Source organism: Pseudodesulfovibrio sp. JC047 (assembly GCF_010468615.1).
Taxonomy (GTDB): Bacteria; Desulfobacterota; Desulfovibrionia; order Desulfovibrionales; family Desulfovibrionaceae; genus Pseudodesulfovibrio.
The window spans coordinates 1-23,631 of the sequence record NZ_WUEH01000003.1 but is presented as its reverse complement, the minus strand read 5'-3'; the positions used below and the strand labels follow the sequence as shown (position 1 = coordinate 23,631).

Sequence of the window (23,631 nt, the reverse complement as noted above, 5' to 3'; positions counted from 1 at the left end):
ATCATCTTTCCCTCCCGTATTTGATGAAGGTTCGCACGCTGTTAGGCGTAATGGCGTGCTTGACGTGCAAGGCGCGAAGTTCTCGGTCAACGCCGAGACGAGAATCCATTAGATGAAATAACCGGGAATGCGACAGGCCCGGAAGCAGGACGGTTTCCACCGAGTGGAGGCCGTTCTTTTTTGTGGCGGTCAAGTGGCGAATCAGGTTCTCTCCGGTCGCTATAACCGGCACATCGCCGGGTTCGTCGAAGTCGCCGAGGTTCACGCCTTCGGCTCCAAGCCAAAGCGCGATCCGGCTGATGTCGTGACCGTAGGCCAGTCGCACGGTGTGAAGCACCTGAAGGACGGCCTGCCAGATGGGGAGCGTGGAAATGGGCAAACGCGCCAACGGTTCGTTGGGGATGTCGATACGGCCAATGGGCATGTCTGCATGTTTGATGATGTCCTTGACCATGAACCGGCTGAAATCGTCGGTGTAACATTCGGTGACGTGTGTGCTGACGAGCGGGAGTGCCAAGCTGTCGGCGGTCAGACAGACTTGATCGCGGGACAAGCGCTCGGTTGCGCGCAGGGTTCCCTGCCACACGGCGGATTCGCCGCCGCGATAGCCGTACTCGATGCGTACCTGGTCGCCATAGGTGAAGAGGTTTTCGACCTCGCCGGTCGGGTCCGGGACATGGATATGCGCCAGATCAAGGGGGCGGTGTCGGGTCGAGATGATCTCCAGACGCGGACACCGTTCGATGATGGTGTCGCCTATTTCTATATGCAAACGGATGCCGGAAATCATCGTGAACGCTCCCCGATTGAAATATCAAGGCCGGGACCTATTCCCACTTTCACGGCCAGTGTGCCGACACGCTTTTCTGCCCTGATTATGGTGGGCCGATGTTCGGTGAAACGGAGACTGGCCATAACCACGTCGTCCTGATTCGATTCAGTGGAATCCAGACCGGCAAAGACCACGCGTTCAATGCCGCGAGCCGAGATATGCGGGTTTGCCACGTCCAAGACGCGGGGATTTGCGCCGTTATCATATCCCTTAAAAAGTGCGTTCAGTTTTGCCAGCCGATCGTAGCAAGTGGCGCGGTCGTCGGTGAGCAAGTCTATGGTCAAAGTGATTGCGCAGTCGTCCCAGCCTTTGGGGGTTTTGGTTTTGCCGGACATGCCGTCCGGTTCAGCCTCGTCAAAGACGACAGCACCACGCACGCGCATACTTTTGAGAATGCCGGGAACGGTCTGTGAACCGAGCCGTACTTCGCCGTGTTCAAAGGTCAACATGCCGTCCATTATGCGTCTCCTTCTGGTTCGCCGGAGCCGTCATGCTGGGCAACGAGTTCCTGCAACGCCGTCATGAAGCCGTCCGCGTCCTGCACGTCAGGCAGTTGCACAGTGAGGTGCTGGATGGTGATGGTGTTGCCAGCCTGCCGGGTCGTGGCCCGATCCGGCGCGGTGGCGTGCGCCGGAATCGGGGCCAGAGTCGGAGGGGAGGAAGGGGCAGGCGGCGCGACCGCAAGATTCGCGGCCACGGCCACGCCTGCCAAGGCTGTGGATGCGGTGGCGTGCAGATTCGGGGCAGCGGCACGGATGCCGGAGCCGAGGGTGTCCATGATCCTGGTGCCGGAAAGAGTCAGCGCGGAAAGCGGCCCTTCGTGTGCATCGGAAAACGGAAGGAGCTGTCGGACCTTGGACAATCCCGCCTTGACCAGATCATACGGCGCGGTGATGACGGATTTGATACCGTTGGCCAGCGTCATGAAAAGTTTGCGCCCGGATTCGGTCAGGTCGAAATCGAACAGGGATGTCAGTCGGTCCCAAAGATCACCGGCAGCGTTGTAAATATCAGTGAAATAATAAGCGAATACACCCATGACGCCCACGCCGGAAAGGATGGAGAAGAAGTCCCCGATCGCCGAGGCTATGCCCTTGATGTTTTTCCACGCCATTGAAACACCGGTGGCAAAGTTGTCCATGAGTTCACGGGCCGTGTCGCAGTGGTTGTACAGGGCGATGAGCGCGGTCACGAGTCCGACGATCGCAAGGACGATGATGCCGATGGGATTGGCGAGAATCACGAGATTGAAGGCCGCCCATGCAGCGGTTCCGGCCCACACTGCTCCCGACATAAGGGTCACTGCAATGACCGTCACACCGAGGACGGCGGCGGTTGTCAGCAGGAACTTGCCCACAGGACTTCCGGCCAGCACGTCAAGGCCACGGACCACCCATGTGGTGGCGTGTGCCAATCCGCGCATGGCTGGCAGGAAAAGCGAACCAATGGTGATTTGTAGTGACTCGAAAGCACTGCCGAGGGCCTTTTGGTCACCGGCCAGATTGTCGTTTTGACGGGCGGCGACTTCGGCAGCGGTTCCGGCGGCAGAAAGTTGCTTGGCATATTCGGTGATGCCACCCGCTCCGGCTTGATCGAACAGGGCCAGCACCGCGCTCATGGCCTCGGTGCCGAAAACGGTTTTTGTGAAGGCCATTTTCTGTGCGCTGCCCATGGATTCGGTGGCCTTTGCCATATCGCCGAGAATGGTGATGGGATTGCGCAGGTTGCCCATGGCATCCGTGGTGGTAATGCCGAGCGCGGCAATGGATTTCGCTGCCTCGGAAGACGGCGCGGCCAGCCCGTTGAGCATGGCCCGGAGCGCGGTACCGGCCTGTGATCCCTTGATGCCCACGTTACCGAGTAACCCGGCCATGGCGGCGGTCCCTTCAAGGGACACCCCGGCCTTTTCTGCGACAGGAGCCACGTATTTCATGGTTTCGCCGAGTAATTCAAGCGAGGTATTCGAGGTCGTGAATGCGGCGGTCAACGTGTCCGCGACACGTGGCATTTGTGCTGCCTCCATATTGAAGGCGGAAAGGATATCGGAAGAAATGTCGGCGGCGCGGCCCAGCTCGGTGGTCCCTGCGCTTGCCATGTTCAACACGGCAGGCAGCGCGGCTATATTTTCACGGACAGAGAAACCGGCCATGGCGAGGTACTTCTGCCCCTCGGCCACCTGCATGGCTGACCAGGCGGTGGTCGCTCCCAGCTCTCGGGCCGCGCCGGAAAGCTCACGCATCTCAACTGGTGTGGCACGGGACACCGCGCCCACGTTCGCCATGGCCGCCTCAAAGTCGGCAGCCGTGGAGACACACGGCGCAAGGGCCGCAAGCAAAATCCCGGCGGCAAGCGCAATGGGCAACAGCGACTTCGCCAACGCAAGAGCACCGCTACTAAGCGATGCCGCTGCCTTGTTGGTGACATTCATCTGCGCACCGATGCTTCTAAGCGGTGCCGTGATCATGTCGATGAGTGACATGGATGCCATGACGCTGAAAATTTCCATGGAGCCAGAATAGCCGCATGGAAACTTTAGTTCAGGAATCTGTGGGAGCTGTGGGTGATATTATTAGCGCGCTTCCCCCTGAATTTTGATTTCTTGTTTAGGTGGAAGTTGTATTTTAAAATGACCTCGCAAGGAGGATGTAGTGGGCTGTAAATCCTAGACAAAAAAGAGCTTATTTTAAGCTCTTAACTCAGAGACACCTTTATAAACACTAAAAAGAGCAATATATTATACAATTTCAGGATTAACTTTATCCCAATCTTTAGCAGAGTAGTTTTGCAATTTTGCCCACCATTCTGCATCTGGCAATCCTCTACACTCCTGAAGGTGTAAACTTGCAGGATAATCAAGTTTCATGATGGATCGCTTTCGAGTTTTATCTTCCTTGATAAGATCAAAGCCTCTGTCTGATTGAACTATTGCATTTTGTGTTTGCAAGTGTCTTGGATGAAAGATATTTCTTGAATCAAATTTTTTTACTATTAAAGAGACCTTATTATACTTTCGGCTTAGAGGAGCAATAAGATTGTTATGAACCTTTTTGGCTACAACAAAATTATCTTTAACATAATTTGTTCTGATTTGATCACTTCCTGCCTTATCTAATCCATGCTTTTCTGTTGTAATTATTTGAATAAAAGCATTCGGGTTGCCATAAAAACAACCTTCATTTTTCCAAATATCCAAAATTAAATCGAGTGTGTCAAACCACCCTTTAAGATTTCCACCCTGCCCAATCTGCTTATCATAAAAACGTATCCAAGTAGCATACTTCACCGTTCTAGTGATGGCTTCAGTAAATTCATCATCATCAATTTGATCGATCGGAGGTAACCCTTGGGCATATTTATAGCGTAGAGTCTCGGTCCCACTGTAAGTATATTCGGACAAACAAATGTAGTTTTTTTTTGAACAGTTAAGGTAACATTCCTCTCCCACATTGCAAACGATAGCCGCATCCGGGTTATACTGATTATTAAGACCAGCTAAGATTTTATCTACTTTTTTTTCTTCTGGATTATCAATACGAACGTGAAGAATCCTTTTGGGTTTCTTAAGAATTTCTTCAAAAAGTATCGTCAATTTTTGCCCATATTTAGTAGGAAGTTCTTGAAGATTTTTTTTGATAGTAGCCAGCAGACCCCCTTTTTCTTCAACCAAGATTAATCCATTCGTGTGAACACCTCTTATTAAATTGAATGCTTCCAAAGCATTTGAGTCTTGTTTGATAAAATCTAGATGGAAAATACTGGGTTCAAGTACTGTAGATATCAACATGGGGAACCTACAGTAACTCGTTTAAACGTTCAGGGAAAAATCCGCCAGGCCATTCATCTATGAAGTCTCCTTGTTCATCCAGTCGCAGCTTTCGAACTTCGGAACCTTCTTTTCCTCTATGGACAGCCAAAACAGAGACTTGGTTTGGCGTCAATTGCTTATTCCTAATTAACTTTTGTATCCTCAATACTAAATGCTCACTGTGGGTTTCAATTATGAACTGGTTATCTCTCCGAGATGATATTGCTTCGACAAGTAAGTCACCTAAGTCGGCCTGAAGCCTTGGATGGATATGAACTTCAGGTTGCTCAATCGTAATGACTTGATTATTCGCGGCAAGACTTTGAACAACAAATGGAAGCAACTGACTAATCCCAAATCCAACATCGGATAAGCATACTTCCACCTCTTTACTACGCCTTGTGTCTACGAGTCGCACTTCGAAAAGATCGCTCACTCGTTTTGCGAGAGGGACAATTTTTATTTTATACCCAATATCTAAACGCTTAAGCCATTCGTTGGTTTCTCTAAGTACTTTCGGCTTTCGAAAAAGAAGATCAGGCATCAAATCGCCACGGTAGCCGACATCTCGAGGGTTTGAGCCAGTAAATAGATACCATCGTTCAGGAGGACGCCTAAAAGGACCAAGAGGGAAAACTCGTTCTAAAGTTGAATCCAACACTCGCCCAGAGAATGTGGCAATTCTCCCAACGTTTAACGTAAGGCTCTCTCCTCGAATGCTTTTGAAGTATCTGATTTCAGGGGCACTCCAACTATTTGTGGGCGCACCGAAGGGAATAAAGCCATCAAGGCCAATAAAACTTTTTGATTCAAAGAAATGCATCCGTTCGATGTAATCTTCTAATGAAAAATTACTTTGATAAAAACGGAGGGCCTTCCTCAGTTGTGAAAGTTCATCTTTAGTTGTTTCGTAAAGATCATCTGTAAGAAGGCTATGTTGCTCATTGTTTTTGTAGTCTTGTCTATTCAGTGAATTTTGTAGTGCGTCGATTATGTTTTCTTTATTGTTCTGTGAGAACTCGAACCCGGACTCCCACAACATCGCATCGCGAGTTAGGTAACTACATTTCGCTACGGTTATAGCAGCAAGAGGAATGCGCCTCTCCATTCTATACGGAATAAGATCCCTTTTCATTTCTTTCGTCGCTTCAGCTGGTTCGAAGGAAGCAAAGATCTTTCCATCTCCTGTGTAGAAATCAATTGAGGAAATTGAAACCTCATCCTCCTGGGTCGGGCGACTGAATGTAATTTTAACGGATGATTTTTCACCAATGTTTTTTATAACTCGACGTATGGGGTGATATATGGGCTTCTCCCAATCATATTCGAGTTTAATTGAAAAGCTGCGATCTAAATCATGATCAAAAACTAATTCTTGAAAACTACCAAGATCAACTACTCCATTTTTACTTCTTGGAAGAAGAACAGCCCCTGAGTCGCGACTTTCTCTAGTCTGTTTCAGCATATTTAATGACTGTAAAATGGAACTCTTCCCAGAACTGTTCTGACCATAAAGAAGCGTAATTGGGGCAAGAGGAATTGAGGTTGCCGTCCCAAATGCCTTGAAGCTGTCCAATTCGATAGATCGAAGCATAGCTAGTCCTTCATTTAAATCCCAAATAGAATTCTTTACCAGTAGAGAGGTGTTAACAAAGATACCTCAATATAATCCATCAGCTTATATTTGTTACCAACAGTTTTGTCTATCATACTTGTGTATATATTTGTCAATTATTCTCAAAATAGAAGGGATACCGCATGAAGCCAGTTGTTTTCTCATATAAAGCGTGAAATCTAGTATGGGGTAAGCCGAGAATTAGGGGACGCAATACCCTGTTTCTTCATAATTAACCTAAGCCGTGCCCCCCCCCGGCAAAATTGGGGGATATCTCAATAGGATTAACGCAACATAACAATTTTGATATGCGTACAGTAGACCGAAATTTATGGCAGTATTCCAAGGAAAATAATATGTAACTCTACTCCTTCTTCCCATACCGCTTCTCCAACCAAATGGCTTGCGCAGCCTGCTGGGCAAAGACCTCAACAGACGGGGACGGCGACTCATGGAGCCAGTGCTTTATCAGCACGGCGAATTGAGTCATACCGTCCCCGTCTATTCTTTGCAGGTTGCGCTGGATCAGTTTCCCAGGTCACCAAATCCGCAGGAGGCCATAAGTGCGCCGCCGAACGTGGAGGCGAGGCCGGGGTAATCGTCCAAAGCGGTTTTCAAGTCGCTCTTTTCGTCGGGCTTGATGGTTTCCATGATCAGATTGCGGAAGGCCTGTCCCGCGTTTTTGAGTGCGGTTTTCTGCACGCGGTTGACCTGCGGTGTACCGGGCCGTTTGAAGTGGAATTTGAAGTTTACGTCCTTGTCCTCGAAACGGTCAAAGAATTCGTGCTTCAGCTCCACGTATTGGGTGTCCTTTTCTGGCTTGTCCATGAGTGGTCCTTTTTCTCAAGTTGGGTGTCCGGTTTACAGAGCCGGAGTGCCGCCCCATTTGATGGGGGCGAGAATGGCGAAGTCGCACTTGACCTTGCCAGCGTTGTCGTCGTCCTGGCTTGCGCCGGAGTCCTGTTTGGTAATCTTGACCGCCGGGAGCGAGTCCGTAATTGTAGGCAGGCCTTCATCGCCGTAACTGGTTACGATCTGGAACGGCTCGCCTTTGTAGACGGAACCGCCGAGAGCCTTTTTCAGCGTCTCGAATTCGTCACGGTCCAGCTCCATGTTGCCGCTGGCCTTGTAGTTCTTTCGACCATAGCCGCGCGGCGTATTGCCCTTGCCGTATCGCGGTTCCACGCCGCGTTCATCGCTGTAGCTGATGGAAGTGATGCCGACCGCAGTGCCTCCGGGCAGCTGCACTTCGACGCTCTCCCAGTCATACAGCACACCGTTGACTGACATTATGCCACCTCTTTGATTCGCGGGTCGAATTTGGACCCGGCATAGGTGTAGCTCGTGAAGAGCTTGATCTTGCGGATGATGGGAATGCCGATCAGCTCCTGTTCCACGGCCACGCCGTTGTTGGCGATATCCTGCCCCGGCGGGATGGTGATGATGTAATCCACCATTTCCTTGGGCTTGGCCTTGGTCATGGTATCCAAGGCATTTTCAATGCTGCCTTTGAGGTATTCAAGACCAGATGCGCCGCCTTCAGCCGCCGGATCGCCTGCTTCGTTGTACAATCCTTTGAGGGCCGCGATACGGGCAAGACGAACCGCCTTGAAGGTGACTCGCACGACTTCCTCATATTGGAAGTCGCTGGTTGCATCGGCCAGAGTACGGGAATCACCCCAATAGGGAGATTTCAACCCCGCGTAGGTCTTGGCCGTGCAGGCCCCGGCCTTTTCCAAGGCAAACTGATGCCCTTCGGTCCAGCCTTCGGGCAGAACGCCCTGACTGATGCCGCCATCCAGAACGCGTCCGGTTGCACGGTGTACGGGGATGGACAGCACACGTCCGACCTGTAAGCCGCCCCAGTTGCGTTCCCTGCGCTGACCAGTGGTGTCCGATACCTCTCCAAAGGCGACGATGTTCTGCACGAAACGGTTTGCATACTTGGCACGTTCGGCCAGCCATGCGGCCACCCAGTCGTTCAGGTCTTCGCCGTCATGTGGCAGACGGAATTCGGTTTTGAAGTAGGTGGGCCGGTGTAGGTTCCAGAGTTCGTCCGCCTTGGCTCCACAGGCTGCCCAGTCCACGGAATCGCTCGGCCCGACAATGTAGACAAATTCCATGTCATACAGAGATAGCGGTTTTTCCAATGCGGTCATGACTGTCGTGATGGAGGGAGTGGGCGCGTTGAGTCGGCACTGGTATTCGGTGCCGAGGTTCAAGGCTTCATCCGGCATGGTGATGGTCACGCCGGTGGAAAGGACCGGGATCGTGCCGTCCACCGGAATGGTGCGGATGGAACCCCAGTTGTCGCCGCCGTCCTCAGAGAGTTGATAGGTGCTGGTGTTGCGGCCTCCCGCGCTGGTGACCAGTAGGCAGAGTTCGGTTCCGGCTTTGACTGTGCCGGTGACGGTCAGGTCGGGACCATTGCCGATCTTTTCCACTGGACCGATGGGGCCGCGAATAATGACGGCATAGGTGTCGTCTTTGACGTGTGCGCCATCGTCCAGAACCAGATAGGCACCGGATTCGCCGAGTGCGATCTGCCCGTTGGCGGGAGTGGCCGTGGCGTTTTTCCATGTCTTGCCGCCATCCAGCGACAGTTTGTATGTGGCGGTTCCGAGTTGACCGGCAACCACGATCTGGACCATGGCGTCCGCATTGGTACTGCCGAGGCCGCTTGTCAGTGCGTCCGGGCCGGTGCCTGTGTGTTTGACGTTGCCGATGTAGCCTCCGGGCATACCTTCGATCGGCACGGCGATAACCACGGGTTCCTGTCCGCCGGTGGCGAATATGTCGCGGAGACGATCCACAAGAGGACCGACACCGAGCAGGCCGTTCAGGTCGCTGCGCTTGCCGAGTAGGTAGCCCTTGCCGATTTCGCCTTTGGAGCAGACACCGGCGATGAGCGCGGTGCCGGAGACGCTGCCGGGGGCGAGGCCGCTGGTTCCGTCGACCAGATATTCAATGACATCATTCATGGCGTCCCCCTATATGGTGCCGCCGCCCTGGGGGCGGGTACGCAAACGGTTCAACGCGGTGTCGAATTCGCTCTGGGTGACCTGCTTGCCGTCTGCCCAGTCGGTTGCCTGACGAAGTGCGGCAAGCTCCCACGATGGAAGTTTCGCAGTGTCAGCCAATGTCTCAACGGGCATCAGCGGGGCCTTAATCGTGTTCTTGCTCATTTCCTGCCTCCCTATAACTGGGGATAATGTCCACGCTCTTGATGAGCGGGATCTCGTTTTCAATGGTGGTCATGCCGGTGAAGGTAATGTGAAAGGTCTTTGACCGTTTCTTGAACACCTCCACGGCCTTTTTCGTGAAGCCGCCGTATTCGGCTTTTTCCACGGCCACCGTGACCGTGTTGCCGTTTTTATCGGTCATGCGCTTGGGCAAGGCCGCGACAAAACAGCGGGAAAATTCTTTGAGCCACGCTTCGTCGTCGGCGCGGATCGCGGCGCGTACAGGCAGACGCACGGCATGTTTTTCACGGGCAAGGGTACGGTGTGTGGCTTCCTTGCCGGGAGTGGGACTCTTACGAACAGGCCGTCCGGTGCGGCGGTATTGTTCTGTCAGATAGGAAATTTCTACACGCCGTTTCGGGAGCGTCACGCCGTCCTTTTCCGGTTCGATCATGACGTTCGATTCGGGCAGGCCAGCGGCCACGGCTGCGGCGGTAATGATATCGGTGGCAATTGATCTCATTTTGAACCTCCGAGCACACCCACAAGATGATCGGCGAGGATGGCGCGGGCTTCGTCAATGTCGTCTTCGGAAATGCCTATGTATGGGCGTTCGGGGAGCGTGACAGCGTGGCCGCGTCCGGTTTCGCCGCCCAGCTGATGAATGCGGGCATAAACTTTGTTGGTTCCCCACACGACATCATTGGTGCTGGCCTCGTAACCTATACTTCCCATCAGACCACTAGCCCCCTTATCGACTAGTCCCAATGAGAGACCCCCCAGCTCTGCTGGGGCGGCCATAGAAGTTTGACTTATGCGGGAGTAGCATGAAGCCTCCCCCCTTGTGAGCTGCTCAAAGTGAGCAAGGGAGAGGCTTCAATGAAGTGCAATTCAAGCCTATGTCATACAAAATGGGACTGCAAGTACCATATCGTCTGGATACCTAAGTATCGGCGTAAAGTGCTGTTTGGAAAGCTGAGAAACTACTTGGGTGATGTGTTCCATAAGTTGGCAGCACAACGAGAAAGCAAAATACTGGAAGGGCATCTATGTGTCGATCACGTGCACATGTATATTGCAATTCCGCCTAAGTACGCTGTGTCCCAGGTGGTTGGTTATATAAAAGGTAAGAGTGCAATCCACATAGCACGAGAAGTCCAAGGTCGGGCAAAAGGATTTGCAGGGCAGAGCTTCTGGGCGCGTGGTTACTATGTAACGACAGTCGGTCGAGACGAAAAAGTGATAAGGGAATACATCCGCAAGCAAGAGCACGAGGACAAGCGGATAGAACAACTGAAATTCCGCCTTTAGGCGGTTCTTAAAGCCACTTTGAGTGGCTCACAAACTCAAGCCACCGGCTTTGCCGGGGGTACTATGACTTTTTCCCTTCATCTGTGATTCAATTGAAGGAGGTTGGGATGATCAGCAATTCAAAAGGAAATGATTTCGAACTGTTAAGGTAATCCTCCCCTTTCTAGTCAGTCTGAAAAGTAGAGACTACGCTACCTCGGTCAGTCTTGCCCTTGGGGGGATCCCCCCAAGGGCAAGATGCGGTCGTTCATTGTTGTATGTCCAAAGCCACTTGGTGGCATGCTCCTGAACCTCTTGTATGCTTTTAAACAAATATTGGTTGAGCCAGTCATAACGCACAGTCCGATTAAATCGTTCAACATATGCATTTTGCTGTGGCTTGCCTGGCTGGATGTAATCAAACCGGATATCCTTTTTCTTCGCCCAAACCTGAAGCCGATGGCTAATATATTTAGGACCATTGTCGCAACGAATTGCCTGTGGCATACCACGCCATTCAATGATTTGTTCCAAGGAGCGGATCACCCGATCAGCTGGCAATGAAAAGTCCATTTCGATGCCCAAGCCTTCCCGGTTAAAGTCGTCAATCACATTGAACAATCGATAGCTGCGGCCATCCCGCAACTGGTCGTGCATGAAATCCATAGACCACGCTTGGTTGATCGCCTTAGGTTGGGCGAGCGGTTCAGGCTTCTCGCGTACTAGACGTTTTTTAGGCTTGATTCTCATGTTTAATTCCAGTTCGCAATAAATCCGGTACACGCGTTTGTGATTCCAGCCAAACTTTTTGACGTTACGCAGGTATAGAAAACATAGTCCGAATCCCCAGTTGCGCTGATTGGTGGTCAGACGAATAAGCCAATCCGCCACACGTTCATTCTCGGCCGACAATTTTGGTTCGTACCTGTAGCATGTCTGGCTAATGTCGAAAGCTTTACAGGACTGCCGAATATTTAACCGTTTCCTTTTCACGGCTTTTTTGGCCATCTCGCGGCGACGAGATGGCCTTACCAGTTTTTTGCAAGTGCCTCTGCAACGACTTCGGCGTTCATCTTTTCTTCGGCATACATGCGCTTGAGAAGTCGGTTTTCCTTCTCCAGCTCCTTCATGCGAGCCATCAGAGAAGCGTCCATGCCGCCATATTTGGAACGCCATTTATAGAAGGTAGCGCTACTCATACCGTGTTCACGGCAAAGCTCAACCACGGGCACGCCGTTTTCGGCCTGCTTCAAAATACTCAAAATTTGACTGTCGGAATAACGGGACTTCTTCATGTAAAATCTCCTGCGTTTTGATTACGAGAAAATTCTACTTTTCAGAACTACTTTTTTTCGGGGGGATTACCCCCCAGCTCTGCTGGGGCGGCTATAGAAGTTTGACTTATGTGGGAGTAGCATGAAGCCTCCCCCTTGTGAGATGCTCAAAGTGAGCAAGGGAGAGGCTTCAATGAAGTGCAATTCAAGCCTATGTCAGACAAAATGGGACTGCAAGTACCATATCGTTTGGACACCTAAGTATCGACGTAAGGTGTTGTTTGGAAAACTGAGAAACTGCTTGGGCGATGTGTTCCATAAGTTGGCAGAACAACGAGAAAGCAAAATATTGGAAGGGCACCTGTGTGCCGACCATGTGCATATGTATATTGCAATTCCGTCCAAATATGCTGTCCCAAGTGGTTGGTTACATAAAGGGGAAGAAATCCACATAGCGAGAGAAGTCCAAGGCCGGGCAAAAGGGGGTGCAGGGCAAAGCTTTTGGGCGCGTGGATATTACGCCACAAAAGTGGGGTGAGACGAAAAGGTGATAAGGGAATATATCCGCAAGCAAGGGCACGAGGACAAGCGGATAGAGCAACTGAAATTCCGCCTTTAGGCGGTTCTTAAAGCCACTTTGAGTGGCTCACAAATTCAAGCCCCCGGGTTTGCCTAGGGTACTCTGCCTTTGGATAAATGCTGATAGATAATACAAAATATTGAAAGGTTGGGTATCATCTCTGAAAGGACCTTTGTAAAGAGGGGAGTGCAGGTGTGTCACGAACTTTTTCTTGATTTTCTGATCGGCGGAACGATGGTCTTTGTTTCGATGGCAGAAGTAATCAAAGCCTCTGCTTGAGGGTTCGTGCGAGGAGGGAGGGATGTGAGTTGCTTGCACCCCTCTTTCATTGCTTTGAAGACAGCCAAGCTACAGTCTGGCTTTTTGTGTAAAACGTTCAGCAGTATTGCTGCGGGAGCGAGAAAAAGAAGATTCATCAGCAGGGAAAGCCTCCTTATTTTTTTAGGAAAATATGTGCCTACCAAGCGATAGGCATTGCGCTCACAGAAGTAAATGCGCTGAGTACTGATCTTACTAGAACTTCCGGCAACAACGTGTCGCACCCTGGTGTTCGGAACGACATGAAGATCGTATCCGGCAAGGGTGAGTCGGAAGGACAATTCCACATCTTCAAAATACATTTGGTAAGATTCGTCGAACATTCCGACCTGTCGAAGAGCCTCGGCACGGAGAAACATCGCTCCTCCTGTTACTCCGAAAGTCTTTATCGGCGAAAGGGGAAGCATTGATGCTTGTTCACCCATTTTCGCATCCCATGCTCTGCCAGTTAAAGACACGATGCACCCAGCAGAAGCAATTCGATCCGGATTGTCCATTTCAACCAATAACGGCTGGCATGCGCCGGTTTTGGGATTGGCCTCCATAAAATCAGTCAGCTTTTGGATGCAATCTGCGCTACAAATAGTATCGTTATTCAAAACAAATATGTAGTCAGCCTTGGCATCCAGTGCGTACTTGATGCCGACGTTGTTCCCAGCTGCAAAGTAGAGGTTTTTCTTGTTGTCGATATACGTCACCGAGTTTCCAAAATCACGCTTGCACGCCTCAAGTGAGCCGTCCTTGGATCCGTTATCAAGAAACAGAATTTTTATATTTTTCACATCCTGCTTAAGGATGCTATCTATGCAGAATTTATTGAATTTGAGCCCATTGTAATTCAGGATTAGGACGAAGGTTGATATGTTGGTGGACATTTGTTTCCTTTTTGGGGCTGCTGTAGGTTGTCAAACTAAACCGAACACCAATTTTTTTGATAGATTTCATTTTTGTTTTGGAGTATTGGTTTGACGATAAGTTAGTATAAAATTTTAAATTGGTCTTGACTATTTGTCAAACAGTTTGGGATTTGTACTATATGCAAACTTATTCTTGTAACCGGTGGGGTCGGGGTTATTGGGTCAAATTTAGTTCACGGACTGCGCAAGCAGGAGTTGTGGGTTGTCAATCTTGACTTGTTCACATATGCGGTAAATATGGACAACCTTGATGGACTTAAGGATGATCCGGACCATGTTTTCGTGTGCGGGGATATCGGTGACCGGGAGTTGGTAGAAAGCTTTTAGTAGAACACGGGCCTATGTCATTGTAAACTTTGCTGCGGAAAGCCATGTTGACCGTTCGATTGTCGGGCCTGAATTATTTGTGGAGACCAATGTGGAAGGGACGTTTAAGCTGCTTGATGAGTCCAATGAAGTATTGGGACACTCTGGAGGGCGAGGCATAGGAAAAACTCCGGTTCCTATATGTTTCAACAGACGAGGTCTTTGGGACACTTGGCCTAGATGCTCCTCCTTTCACAGAAGCAACTCCCTACGCCTCTAATAGTCCGTACTCGGCCTCCAAGCTTCCAGCGACCATTCCGTGCGCTCATATCATCACACATACGGCCTGTCCACCCTGATCACCAATTGTTCCAACAATTACGGCCCACGACAGTTTCCTGAGAAGCTTATTCCGCTGGTATTTATTAATGCCTTGGCTGGAAAGCTGCTGCCGGTCTACGGTGATGGGCAAAACATCCGCGATTGGCTGTATGTGGCTGATCATTGTACTGCCATTGCTGCCGTTTTTGAGAGGGGTACCCCTGGCCAGACATACAATGTCGGTGGCAAATGTGAAAAGGTAAACCTCGACATCGTAAAGATGGTTTGTGGGTCCTTGGATGAAATCTGCTCCTCGGTTGATGGCGATCCGCGTGAGGGATTGATCACTTTTGTTAAGGATCGTCCTGGGCATGACTTTAGATATGCAATCAATTGTGACAAAATAGAGTCCGAGCTTGGGTGGACCCCTCTGAGACATTTGATTCGGGCATGGTGAAAACAATCCAATGGTACATGGAGAACGACCAATGGGTTCAGAGAATTCTTAGTGGCGAATACGTCAATTGGGTTGAGCAAAGCTATAAAGAGCGCTGTTATGATCATAACTTCAAGTGAAAAAGCTAAGAATTGGAAAGGGATAATCTTGGCTGGAGGGTCGGGGACACGTCTGTATCCGATCACCAAGACAACGAGCAAGCAATTGCTGCCAATCTATGACAAGCCCATGATCTACTACTCTCTTTCCGTCCTGATGATGGCCGGAATCAGGGACATTCTCATTGTTTCCACCCCTCACGATCTTCCTCGCTACCGGGAATTGTTCGGTAATGGAGAAGCGTTGGGGATCAGCTTAAAATATACAGAGCAGCCCAAGCCAGAAGGGATTGCGCAGACGTTCGTTATTGCGGCCAATTTCATTGGAGATTCCAATGTAAGCCTGATTCTCGGGGACAATATTTTTTGGGGGGCATGGCCTAACCGAAACTTTAGCGAGTGCTGTGGAAAATATCAAGGAAGGAGCTACCGTCTTCGGGTATCATGTCAGCAGCCCGGAGCGATATGGAGTAGTCATTTTCGACGACAACCAGAATGTAGTCAATATTGAAGAAAAGCCAGAGCAGCCCAAATCCAACTTTGCTGTCACAGGTTTGTATTTTTACTCCAACGCAGTTGTGGACATTTCCCGTAGTATTAAGCCTTCCGCGCGTGGCGAACTGGAAATCAGCGACGTTAACAAGGTGTACCTAGAGCGTGGAGACTTGTGGGTTGAACTCCTTGGTCGCGGTGTCGCTTGGCTGGACACCGGAACGCATCAATCTTTGCTGGCTGCTGGTAATTTTGTAGAGACGGTCGAATCACGTCAAGGATTAAAGATTGCGTGTCTTGAAGAAATCGTATTCTCCATGGGGTATATTGACGTTGATCAAGTCAAGGAGTTGGCAAATCCGTTGGCCAAGACGGGCTATGGTCAGTACCTGTTGGAGCTTGTCAAGCGAAAAGGTGTATAGAGAAATGAAAGTTGTCAAAACACCACTTGATGGGGGCTTGCTTGTAAAACCTAAGGTCTTTGGCGACCAGCGCGGTTTTTTTCTTGAGACATTTTGAACACACCAACATGCCGAGCACGGTATGCATATCCTTTTTTGTTCAGGACAACCATTCCCGTTCCCGTCGTGGCATTTTGCGGGGAATTCATTTTCAGACTTATCGCCCTCAAGGGAAGTTTGTCAGTGTAACAAGGGGGAGGGTGTTTGATGTCGCAGTTGATATTCGACCGGATTTTCCAAATTATGGCAAGTGGTTCGGGACCACCCATGAGGTTGAAAATTATAACCAGCTTTGGATTCCTCCGGGGTTTGCTTATGGGGTTTGTGTATTTTCTGAATAAGTTGACTTTGCTTACAAATGCACTGAATATAATGCCTTAATACAGTGGGATGATCCAGATATTGGTATTGAGTGGCCCGTTGTTGGAGAGCCAGTTATTCCCGACAAAGACAAAAATGCCCCTCGACTCGAAGATTTCGATAAGAATACATTACCAAAAGTCACACCCTGACTTGTGGGAGCATTTTGTGCTTACAGGACCTACCTATCTTTGATACGGACGCAGGAGTCTTTGGTTTTTTAATTGAATAGCTAGTAGAGGTAGAATTGCAAGTATTCTCCATTTCTCCATTTGAGATGGTTGCCAGTCCATGGCGAAATCGTTCACTGGTCCTTGAGCTTTCCAAGCGAGACATTTTGGCCCGATATAAAGGGACACTTGTGGGGGCGCTGTGGACTTTTGTTAACCCCTTGCTAATGCTGGCGGTGTATTCTTTTGTTTTTGGTTTTGTATTCAAAACGAGTTGGCGAGGGGGAACAGGCAACGGCGGGGAATTTCCTCTTGTGCTGTTTTCAGGCCTCATCGTGTTCAACGTATTTTCAGAATGCATTTCCCGAGGGCCAACGTTGATTCTCTCACACATAAGTTATGTGAAAAAAGTGATATTTCCCTTGGAAATACTGCCATTGGTCACGCTTCTTTCCTCCCTCTTTCATGCGGTTATCAGCTTTATAGTTTGGCTAGTTGCATATTTCTTTATACTGGGTGTTCCGGATATCCATATTTTGCTGACGCCACTTTTGATCACCCCTTTTCTCATGGTCGTGATGGGGGTTTCTTGGCTCCTAGCATCGTTGGGAGTGTACCTCAGAGACATATCACAGGCTGTTGGCGTCATAGTCACCGTCGTCATGTTTATGTCTCCCTTGTTTTATGCCCTCAAGGATATTCCCGAGCCATTTAGGAGCTATTTGTACATCAATCCATTGACTTTCATAATTGAAGAGATGCGGAAAGTTCTATTTTTGGGTCAATTGCCGGATATGTATCTGCTTGGTGGATACAGCGGTGTGGCGTTGCTGACGATGTGGCTGGGCTTCGGCTGGTTCCAGAAGTCAAGGGGGGGGTTTGCCGATGTCCTCTGATACAGTCATTTCCGTCGATAGTTTGAGCAAATGCTATAATATCTACAACTCTCCGCGCAACAGACTCTACCAAATGTTATGTTTGGGTAAAAAGTGCTTTTTCAAAGAATTTTGGGCACTTAGTCATGTCACATTTTCCCTGAACAGGGGAGAAACTGTTGGCATTGTCGGGCGCAACGGCAGTGGTAAGTCTACGCTTCTCCAATTGATTTGCGGCACTCTCCGGCCATCAACCGGAACGGTCAATGCAACGGGGCGCGTGGCCGCACTGCTTGAGTTAGGGAGCGGATTCAACCCGGAATTTACAGGCAGAGAAAACATATATCTCAACGCATCCGTACTGGGGTTGACTAAAGGAGAAATCGACGAAAGGTACGACAAAATTGTTGAATTTGCCGACATCGGAGATTTTATTGAGCAGCCTGTCAAGACATATTCAAGCGGTATGTATGTCAGACTTGCATTCGCAGTTGTTGCCCATGTCGATGCTGACATCTTGATTGTCGATGAGGTTTTGGCTGTCGGTGATGCCATTTTTGCTCAGAAGTGCATGCGGTTTATTCGTGAATTTCAAAAACATGGAACACTCTTTTTCGTCAGTCATGACATGGCGTCTATCCAGAACCTATGTGAAAAGGCTATTTGGCTTGATCAGGGGCGGGTGCGTCAGATCGGCCCCTCCAAAGAGGTGGCCCAAGCTTATCTCCGGTACACGCTTCAGCACAGATATGGTGATGAAGTTATTCTTGAAGAAGATCAGGCAGAGTGTGAAAATAGCGCGGATAATGTCCTCGCTATCGATTATGAAGCTAAGGTAACGTTTCAAGACAATCTGAGCGAAAGCTCTTCCTGGAAAACTGGAAGAGGTGAAATCCTCTCGGTACGAATGGAGAACTGCGATTCCAGTTCTGCGGAAGTTTTTGAGGGGGGTGAAAGAGTTCGGTTGACGATAGAAGCCCTGGTGCATGAAGATATGACTTCCCCCATACTTGGTTTTATCGTGAAGGACCGACTAGGTCAGGATCTCTTTGGAGAGAACACATTGCCTTTTACCGACAAAACTTCTGTTCCTGCCGTCGCCGGGCGGCATCTTGTCGGCCGATTTGAATTTACGTTACCGATGCTGCCCAATGGTCAATATGTGGTGATGGCAGCAGTGGCAGATGGAACTTTGCACGATAATATCCAGCATCACTATGTTCATAACGCAGCGGTAATTAATGTATCATCCAGTAAAGTTCGATGGGGGGTGGTAGGTATTCCGTTTGAACATATTTCCCTTGAGGTTTTTAATGGCTAAAAAAATGTTGTGGCAGATTTACCAAAAACATGATGGCAAAGTCTCTGACAAATGGGTGAATAACATTCACCTGTATGACAGTATATTCGCTTCGCGGAGAAATCGGAAGCTCAGTATTTTGGAAGTGGGTGTCCAGAATGGCGGGTCGCTGGAGATTTGGGGGAAATATTTCAAAAACGCCGAAAAAATCATCGGATGCGATATTAATGCGGATTGCGCGAAGTTGTCTTTTACCAATGAAGCAATTTCCATCATTGTCGGTGATGTCAATAATAAGGATATTCAACAAGAAATTCTGCGCCGTTCTTCAAAATTCGATCTCATCATTGATGATGGATCACACCGTTCCTCGGATATTACCAAAACATTTACTCTTTTATTCAAACATCTCTCTGATGGCGGGATGTACATTGTTGAAGACTTGCAGTGTTCCTACTGGGAGGAATTCGAAGGCGGACTGCATTTTCCCCATTCCTCGATTTCTTTTTTCAAGAGATTTGCCGATATCATCAACCATCAAAGCTGGGGCATTAAAAAAAAGCGTCACACGCTATTGAATGACTTTGTTCAGCAATATGGTTTGGAAATTGATGAAGAGTTGCTGACGCATATCCATTCCGTGCAGTTTTTTAATTCTGTTTGCCTAATCATGAAGGAAAATCCGCAACGGAATATGGTGGGGAAACGTTTCATTGCAGGCAAAAAGGAGGATGTGGTCACAGGGCACCTCAAACTTCACGGAACAGATTACCCATTGCCTAACCAGGTAAATAATCATTGGGCCTTGATGTCTCTTGAAAAAGAACTTGAGAACAGGCTGACACAAATCAATGAGTTTGAATTGGCGATTGTCGAAAAGGATTCTCTGCTCGTCAGCTTTGACACATATATCAAGGAACAGATTGGCCAAATCGAAAGCCTGAATGCAGAAATAGCAAAACGCGAGAGCTTGGTAGAAACCCTGAATGCGAAAATCGCCGATAGGGATTCCTGCATTCATACTCTTCATCAGGTAATTGGCGAACGTGACTGCACTATTTCAGACCTTAACGAAAAGTCTATTGAGCGGGGTGAAAGCATACTAGAACTCCGTGAAGAAATGGTCGGCCTCGTCGGTCAATTGGATACTGAGAAGGCGGCCTTTAGTAATCTGGTCAATAAGTTGGAAGAACGAGGCAGAGAACTTGGCAGGCTGAATTTTAATTCCGCAGCCCTCAACAGGCAGATTCTCTCATTTCAGCACAGGTTAAATGAAAGTGAGGCTCGCGTGTTGGCCTTACAGAATTCTTTTTCATGGCGACTGACAGCACCACTTAGGAAGGCCTTTGATCTTCTCCGGGGACGTCCGCGAATCAACTGGAGAGCCTTTAGTGGATTCGGTCGGTCAATAAAAATCCTCATGGATATCCCCGCTGCAGTCAAGCGTTGGGGATATTTGGGGCTTTGCAAAAGAGTATATCAAACTTTGCGTACGGCAGGATTGAAAGGCGTCTACCAAAAAGGCGTTGATTACAAGTCATTTGCCATAAGTGAAGACATGGGCAAGGCGAAAATCAAAAGAGTGCAACGCACGCAAATAGGACCAACCGTAGCCCAGACCCCACAGCCTGCAAAGATGGATTCTCTACCGGCTAAAAAGAACAAGCGAATTTTGTACATAGTCAATGATCATGATCTCATGACACAGGTGTACCGTGTGCATAATTATTCACAGCTCCTGATTGATTATGGGTTTGAGTCCGTGATCATGAAAGACGGAGAGATTCACGTTTGTAGTAATTACGACGCTGACATTCTCGTACTGAATCGTATATGCTTGAGCGGTAACATCCCTTGGCTTGTTGAAGAGTTTAAACGTCAGGAACGTCCGGTAATTTTCGATGTCGACGATTTTGTTTTTGATTCAAATTTTTTGCATTTACTCTGTTCTTACAAGGGCATGGGAGAGGAAGGAAGAGCTGGGTTGGAAAATCTATTTGAGGGCCTAGAAAAAACCATGATGGTCGCAGATTATGTGACGACATCGACGCCTGAACTGAAAAATCAAGTCGAAAAAAAAGGTAAGAAGGCTTTCCTGCTGCCCAATAACAATGGGCTTTCTTCTCTTGAATTTGCTAGGAAGAAACAACACAAACACGCTGCTTCGGGGACTGTTTCCATCGCCTACATGAGTGGAACAAACACACATGATACTGACTTTGCCCAATGCTGCGATGCGTTGCTACGCATATTGCGCGATCATGACAATTGTGAACTGGTGCTCGTAGGGGAACTGACTTTTCCTTTGTCACTCAAAGAATTCGGCGCGAGGGTGAAACAACTGCCATTGATGTCGCATGAGGATATGTTGGAGCAACTTGCCGAGGTCGATATCAATCTCGCTCCTCTTGAGTTGGACAATCTATTTACCGACTGCAAGAGTGAGCTAAAAATATTTGAAGCAGCCATGTTTGGAATTCCAACCGTGGCTTCTCCAACAAGTTCTTTTTCTGCAATTATCGACAATGGCAAGACCGGTTATCTCGCCCATACTGAAGAAGGATGGTATGAGAGCATTTCCGTCCTTGTCTCTGATGCTGAATTGCGGGCCTCAATAGGAAAGGCAGCCAAGGACATCATCGCGTCGAGATATTCTATTAAGACCACTATTCATGAAGCGGCGGCAATATACGACACCGTGCTCAAGGGAACACTGCGGCAAAACATGAAATTGCCGCCATGGACGTATGAGGAGCACGAGAAGCCTGTTGTCTCAATCGTCTCCGTGGTCTATCGAAAATCCAATGAAATCAGGTTTTTTCTTGAGTCATTGAGACGTCAGAATATCGAAAAGCCGTATGAAGTCATTTTGGTAAACGATGCGACTACCGATGACTCCATTGATGTCATTAATGAGTTTAACAGATGGGTCAAGTTATGCGCTGCGCCAAATCCGTATATGGAAGTAACGATTCTGGAGAACTCGGAAAACAAGGGGAATTGCGGATCCAGAAACTATGGTCTCAGTGAAGCACAAGGTGATGTTATTATCGTTGTAGATGCGGATTGCATGTTGAACAGATCGTTTCTCTCAGAGCATTACTGGGCACATATGAAAGAGGATTGTGACGTAGCTATTGGACCAATCAATATCGAGACTAATGGAGAGCCTCCCTTGTCCGTGCTCAACAGACATGAGATCACATCGACATTGGCGAGGAATGAATCGGTTCCTCAAGATCCAACTAACAAAGACAGCTTCGTTAATTGCATTACTCGGAATTTTTCCATTAACAGAAAATTCCTCAATGCGGGCATCAAGGGTGATCTTTTTGACACGGATTTTGCCTATTCCGCTGACCCAAAATCGGGCTTTGGTTGGGAAGATGTCGAGATGGGGTACCGCGTCTATCAGGCTGGAGGACGGATTAAGTATTTGCAAGAGACGGTATCCATTCATGTTTCTCATCCCTCTTCGGCAGACGAGAAAGAAAAGCCGATCCGGTCATTGAGAAATTACAGGCGCTTGTTTGAAAAACATCCCGATTTGGTGACAGCCTCCCGACAGTGGAGTGTCAATACATATAACGCGATCATTAGTTGGGCAGAGTCTGTAGGGCATGACCTTGAAAAATCCGAAGACAAGAATGTACTGGATAAACAATTCAAGAAGTACACCCAAGTCCCCATCATCATACATAAAGATCGAAAGCTAAAAATTTTGACCCATCGTTGGCATGTACCCCATCAGTACGAGTTGTACAAGCTCGGACATGAGTTCACGCTGGTCACTGGAGCCGGAACCGGCTTGTGTGAACAATGGGAAATGGCCAAGCGCCCCATGCCGGAAAATATGCAGATGGTGCCGGTTGATCAAATTGATGCACGCGACTACGACGTGGCCATCATGCATTTTGACGAAAACCTTATTCATCCCGAGTTGGGGCTGGGCAAGGTTCCCATGGACTGGGGACAGACATTTGATTGGTTCATGAAGAATGTCGACCTGCCGAAAGTGGCTATCTGCCACGGAACTCCGCAGTTTGCAGGGCAGTATGATCCGGATTACAAGAGGTCAGACCTCGGTCAGATTCTCAAGAGTGAACGAGAAGAACTCGTGGAATACCTCTCTTCGGTTTCCGTGGTGTGCAACAGTTACCAGGCGCAGAACGAATGGCAATTTCATGATAGCCGGACAATCTGGCACGGTTTCTCCCCCCACGAGTATCCCAAAGGACGTAATGACCAAGGCGTACTCGTGATGCGGAAGGATGCTCTCCTGAATCGACCGCATTATAACGGTCTGTATGTTATGCAAACCGTCTGGGACATGCTTGAAGGGAAGGTCGAGTTAACCAATTTGGACGTTCCTGATCCCAGGTTTTACTCAGTCGGATCGCAGGATTGGGCTGTAGCTAAATACCAGAACTATGCTCGCAGTGTGGGAACTCACAGCATTTACCTGAATCCGACACTTCGTTCCCCCATGCCGAGGTCTCGTGGCGAGGCGATGATGGCCGGGCTTATTTCCGTTTCCATGCAAAATAACGATGTGGACCTGTTTATTAAAAACGGCGTCAACGGCTTTTATGCGGATTCGGCAGAAGAATTGGCCGAACAGATTCTATGGTTGGAAACGCATCCCATTGAGGCGGAACGTATCCGAAAGGAATCCCTGACGACAGCTCTCGATGTTTTCAACCAGGATCGTTATCTGGAGGAATGGAGCAAGCTCCTTCTTGAAATTCGAAAGTAGAACAAAAATGTTTCTTTAAGGCTCATAACCGGTTCGCGGTGACGTCTGACTGCAAACAATGCTTATGGGAAAAGCTAGGAGGTGGTACAATCCGGGTACATAGGTAACACATTAGTCCGGGAACACTGGTAACACTTTTAAGCATACAGCTTGGAGGTGCCATGACCTGGAAAAAGGTAAATCCTATGGATGAAAGATTGAAGTTTGTTATTGAAGTCAGTT

19 protein-coding genes and 5 pseudogenes are annotated in these 23,631 nt (G+C 48.8%); 10 read left to right on the top strand and 14 right to left on the bottom strand.

The window, feature by feature from the left end:
* Nucleotide 1: 1 nt before the first annotated feature.
* The 12 genes from GO013_RS02445 to GO013_RS02395 all read right to left on the bottom strand — a co-directional run bounded on the left by GO013_RS02445 (nucleotide 2) and on the right by GO013_RS02395 (nucleotide 10,235).
* Nucleotides 2-790 (bottom strand): hypothetical protein, encoded by a 789-nt coding sequence (locus GO013_RS02445; RefSeq protein ID WP_163808462.1) that lies wholly within the window; start codon nucleotides 788-790, stop codon nucleotides 2-4.
* Nucleotides 787-1,290 (bottom strand): hypothetical protein, encoded by a 504-nt coding sequence (locus GO013_RS02440; RefSeq protein WP_163808461.1) that lies wholly within the window; start codon nucleotides 1,288-1,290, stop codon nucleotides 787-789. Before GO013_RS02440 ends, GO013_RS02445 begins: the two co-directional genes overlap by 4 nt.
* Entirely contained in the window at nucleotides 1,290-3,338 is a 2,049-nt protein-coding gene (locus GO013_RS02435) for a phage tail tape measure protein (RefSeq protein ID WP_163808460.1), read from the bottom strand. Before GO013_RS02435 ends, GO013_RS02440 begins: the two co-directional genes overlap by 1 nt.
* Nucleotides 3,339-3,566: 228 nt before the next feature.
* On the bottom strand, nucleotides 3,567-4,616 hold the full coding sequence (locus tag GO013_RS02430; protein WP_163808459.1) for a hypothetical protein: 1,050 nt from the start codon (nucleotides 4,614-4,616) through the stop codon (nucleotides 3,567-3,569).
* A gap of 7 nt (nucleotides 4,617-4,623) precedes the next feature.
* The gene (locus GO013_RS02425; protein ID WP_163808458.1) at nucleotides 4,624-6,231 is read right to left on the bottom strand and encodes an AAA family ATPase; all 1,608 of its coding nucleotides are present in this window, start codon (nucleotides 6,229-6,231) and stop codon (nucleotides 4,624-4,626) included.
* A gap of 385 nt (nucleotides 6,232-6,616) precedes the next feature.
* A complete protein-coding gene (locus GO013_RS17340) occupies nucleotides 6,617-6,742 on the bottom strand; it encodes a hypothetical protein (RefSeq protein ID WP_275406315.1) in 126 nt (41 codons plus the stop codon).
* A 35-nt stretch (nucleotides 6,743-6,777) separates the two neighbouring features.
* Nucleotides 6,778-7,080 carry a hypothetical protein gene (locus GO013_RS02420; RefSeq protein WP_163808457.1) on the bottom strand — a complete coding sequence of 101 codons (303 nt, stop codon included), beginning with the start codon at nucleotides 7,078-7,080 and terminating at the stop codon, nucleotides 6,778-6,780.
* A gap of 33 nt (nucleotides 7,081-7,113) precedes the next feature.
* Nucleotides 7,114-7,542 (bottom strand): hypothetical protein, encoded by a 429-nt coding sequence (locus GO013_RS02415; protein ID WP_163808456.1) that lies wholly within the window; start codon nucleotides 7,540-7,542, stop codon nucleotides 7,114-7,116.
* Entirely contained in the window at nucleotides 7,542-9,233 is a 1,692-nt protein-coding gene (locus GO013_RS02410; protein ID WP_163808455.1) for a DUF2586 domain-containing protein, read from the bottom strand. Before GO013_RS02410 ends, GO013_RS02415 begins: the two co-directional genes overlap by 1 nt.
* Nucleotides 9,234-9,242: 9 nt before the next feature.
* Entirely contained in the window at nucleotides 9,243-9,437 is a 195-nt protein-coding gene (locus GO013_RS02405; RefSeq protein ID WP_163808454.1) for a hypothetical protein, read from the bottom strand.
* The gene (locus GO013_RS02400; protein WP_163808453.1) at nucleotides 9,418-9,957 is read right to left on the bottom strand and encodes a hypothetical protein; all 540 of its coding nucleotides are present in this window, start codon (nucleotides 9,955-9,957) and stop codon (nucleotides 9,418-9,420) included. The genes GO013_RS02405 and GO013_RS02400 overlap by 20 nt, the downstream gene beginning before the upstream one ends.
* Nucleotides 9,954-10,235, bottom strand: coding sequence for a phage virion morphogenesis protein (locus tag GO013_RS02395; RefSeq protein WP_163808452.1), 282 nt, complete (start codon nucleotides 10,233-10,235; stop codon nucleotides 9,954-9,956). The genes GO013_RS02400 and GO013_RS02395 overlap by 4 nt, the downstream gene beginning before the upstream one ends.
* A 78-nt stretch (nucleotides 10,236-10,313) precedes the next feature.
* On the opposite strand from GO013_RS02395, the gene tnpA (GO013_RS02390) reads away from it, so the two are divergent.
* Nucleotides 10,314-10,745: an IS200/IS605 family transposase gene (gene tnpA, locus GO013_RS02390; RefSeq protein WP_163808451.1), complete on the top strand. Its 432-nt coding sequence runs from the start codon at nucleotides 10,314-10,316 to the stop codon at nucleotides 10,743-10,745.
* Nucleotides 10,746-10,931: 186 nt separating this feature from the next.
* On the opposite strand, the gene GO013_RS02385 is transcribed toward tnpA (GO013_RS02390), so the two are convergent.
* A protein-coding gene (locus GO013_RS02385; RefSeq protein ID WP_163808450.1) for an IS3 family transposase occupies nucleotides 10,932-12,019 on the bottom strand; the annotation gives its coding sequence in 2 pieces (ribosomal slippage) (nucleotides 10,932-11,767 and nucleotides 11,767-12,019; 1,089 coding nt in all).
* A 172-nt stretch (nucleotides 12,020-12,191) separates the two neighbouring features.
* On the opposite strand from GO013_RS02385, the pseudogene tnpA (GO013_RS02380) reads away from it, so the two are divergent.
* Nucleotides 12,192-12,617, top strand: a pseudogene (gene tnpA / locus GO013_RS02380) (IS200/IS605 family transposase).
* Nucleotides 12,618-12,775: 158 nt separating this feature from the next.
* On the opposite strand, the gene GO013_RS02375 reads toward tnpA (GO013_RS02380), so the two are convergent.
* The gene (locus tag GO013_RS02375; RefSeq protein WP_163808449.1) at nucleotides 12,776-13,771 is read right to left on the bottom strand and encodes a glycosyltransferase family 2 protein; all 996 of its coding nucleotides are present in this window, start codon (nucleotides 13,769-13,771) and stop codon (nucleotides 12,776-12,778) included.
* Nucleotides 13,772-13,921: 150 nt separating this feature from the next.
* Between GO013_RS02375 and GO013_RS17490 the strand changes: the two are divergent.
* The 8 genes and pseudogenes from GO013_RS17490 to GO013_RS02345 all read left to right on the top strand — a co-directional run bounded on the left by GO013_RS17490 (nucleotide 13,922) and on the right by GO013_RS02345 (nucleotide 23,409).
* Nucleotides 13,922-14,399 (top strand): annotated as a pseudogene (locus tag GO013_RS17490) (GDP-mannose 4,6-dehydratase).
* Nucleotides 14,362-14,478: pseudogene (locus GO013_RS17485) on the top strand (hypothetical protein); the annotation flags it as partial. The pseudogenes GO013_RS17490 and GO013_RS17485, both read left to right, overlap by 38 nt.
* Nucleotides 14,439-14,897, top strand: coding sequence for a GDP-mannose 4,6-dehydratase (locus tag GO013_RS17480; RefSeq protein ID WP_343219523.1), 459 nt, complete (start codon nucleotides 14,439-14,441; stop codon nucleotides 14,895-14,897). The pseudogene GO013_RS17485 and the gene GO013_RS17480, both read left to right, overlap by 40 nt.
* 99 nt (nucleotides 14,898-14,996) lie before the next feature.
* Nucleotides 14,997-15,909, top strand: a pseudogene (gene rfbA, locus GO013_RS02365) (glucose-1-phosphate thymidylyltransferase RfbA).
* A 107-nt stretch (nucleotides 15,910-16,016) separates the two neighbouring features.
* Nucleotides 16,017-16,460: pseudogene (gene rfbC / locus GO013_RS02360) on the top strand (dTDP-4-dehydrorhamnose 3,5-epimerase).
* A 95-nt stretch (nucleotides 16,461-16,555) separates the two neighbouring features.
* Nucleotides 16,556-17,374, top strand: a complete 819-nt coding sequence (locus tag GO013_RS02355; protein ID WP_163808448.1) for an ABC transporter permease — start codon at nucleotides 16,556-16,558, stop codon at nucleotides 17,372-17,374.
* Nucleotides 17,364-18,674, top strand: a complete 1,311-nt coding sequence (locus GO013_RS02350; RefSeq protein WP_163808447.1) for an ABC transporter ATP-binding protein — start codon at nucleotides 17,364-17,366, stop codon at nucleotides 18,672-18,674. Before GO013_RS02355 ends, GO013_RS02350 begins: the two co-directional genes overlap by 11 nt.
* The gene (locus GO013_RS02345) at nucleotides 18,667-23,409 is read left to right on the top strand and encodes a glycosyltransferase (RefSeq protein ID WP_203529344.1); all 4,743 of its coding nucleotides are present in this window, start codon (nucleotides 18,667-18,669) and stop codon (nucleotides 23,407-23,409) included. The genes GO013_RS02350 and GO013_RS02345 overlap by 8 nt, the downstream gene beginning before the upstream one ends.
* The last annotated feature ends 222 nt before the right edge of the window (nucleotides 23,410-23,631 follow it).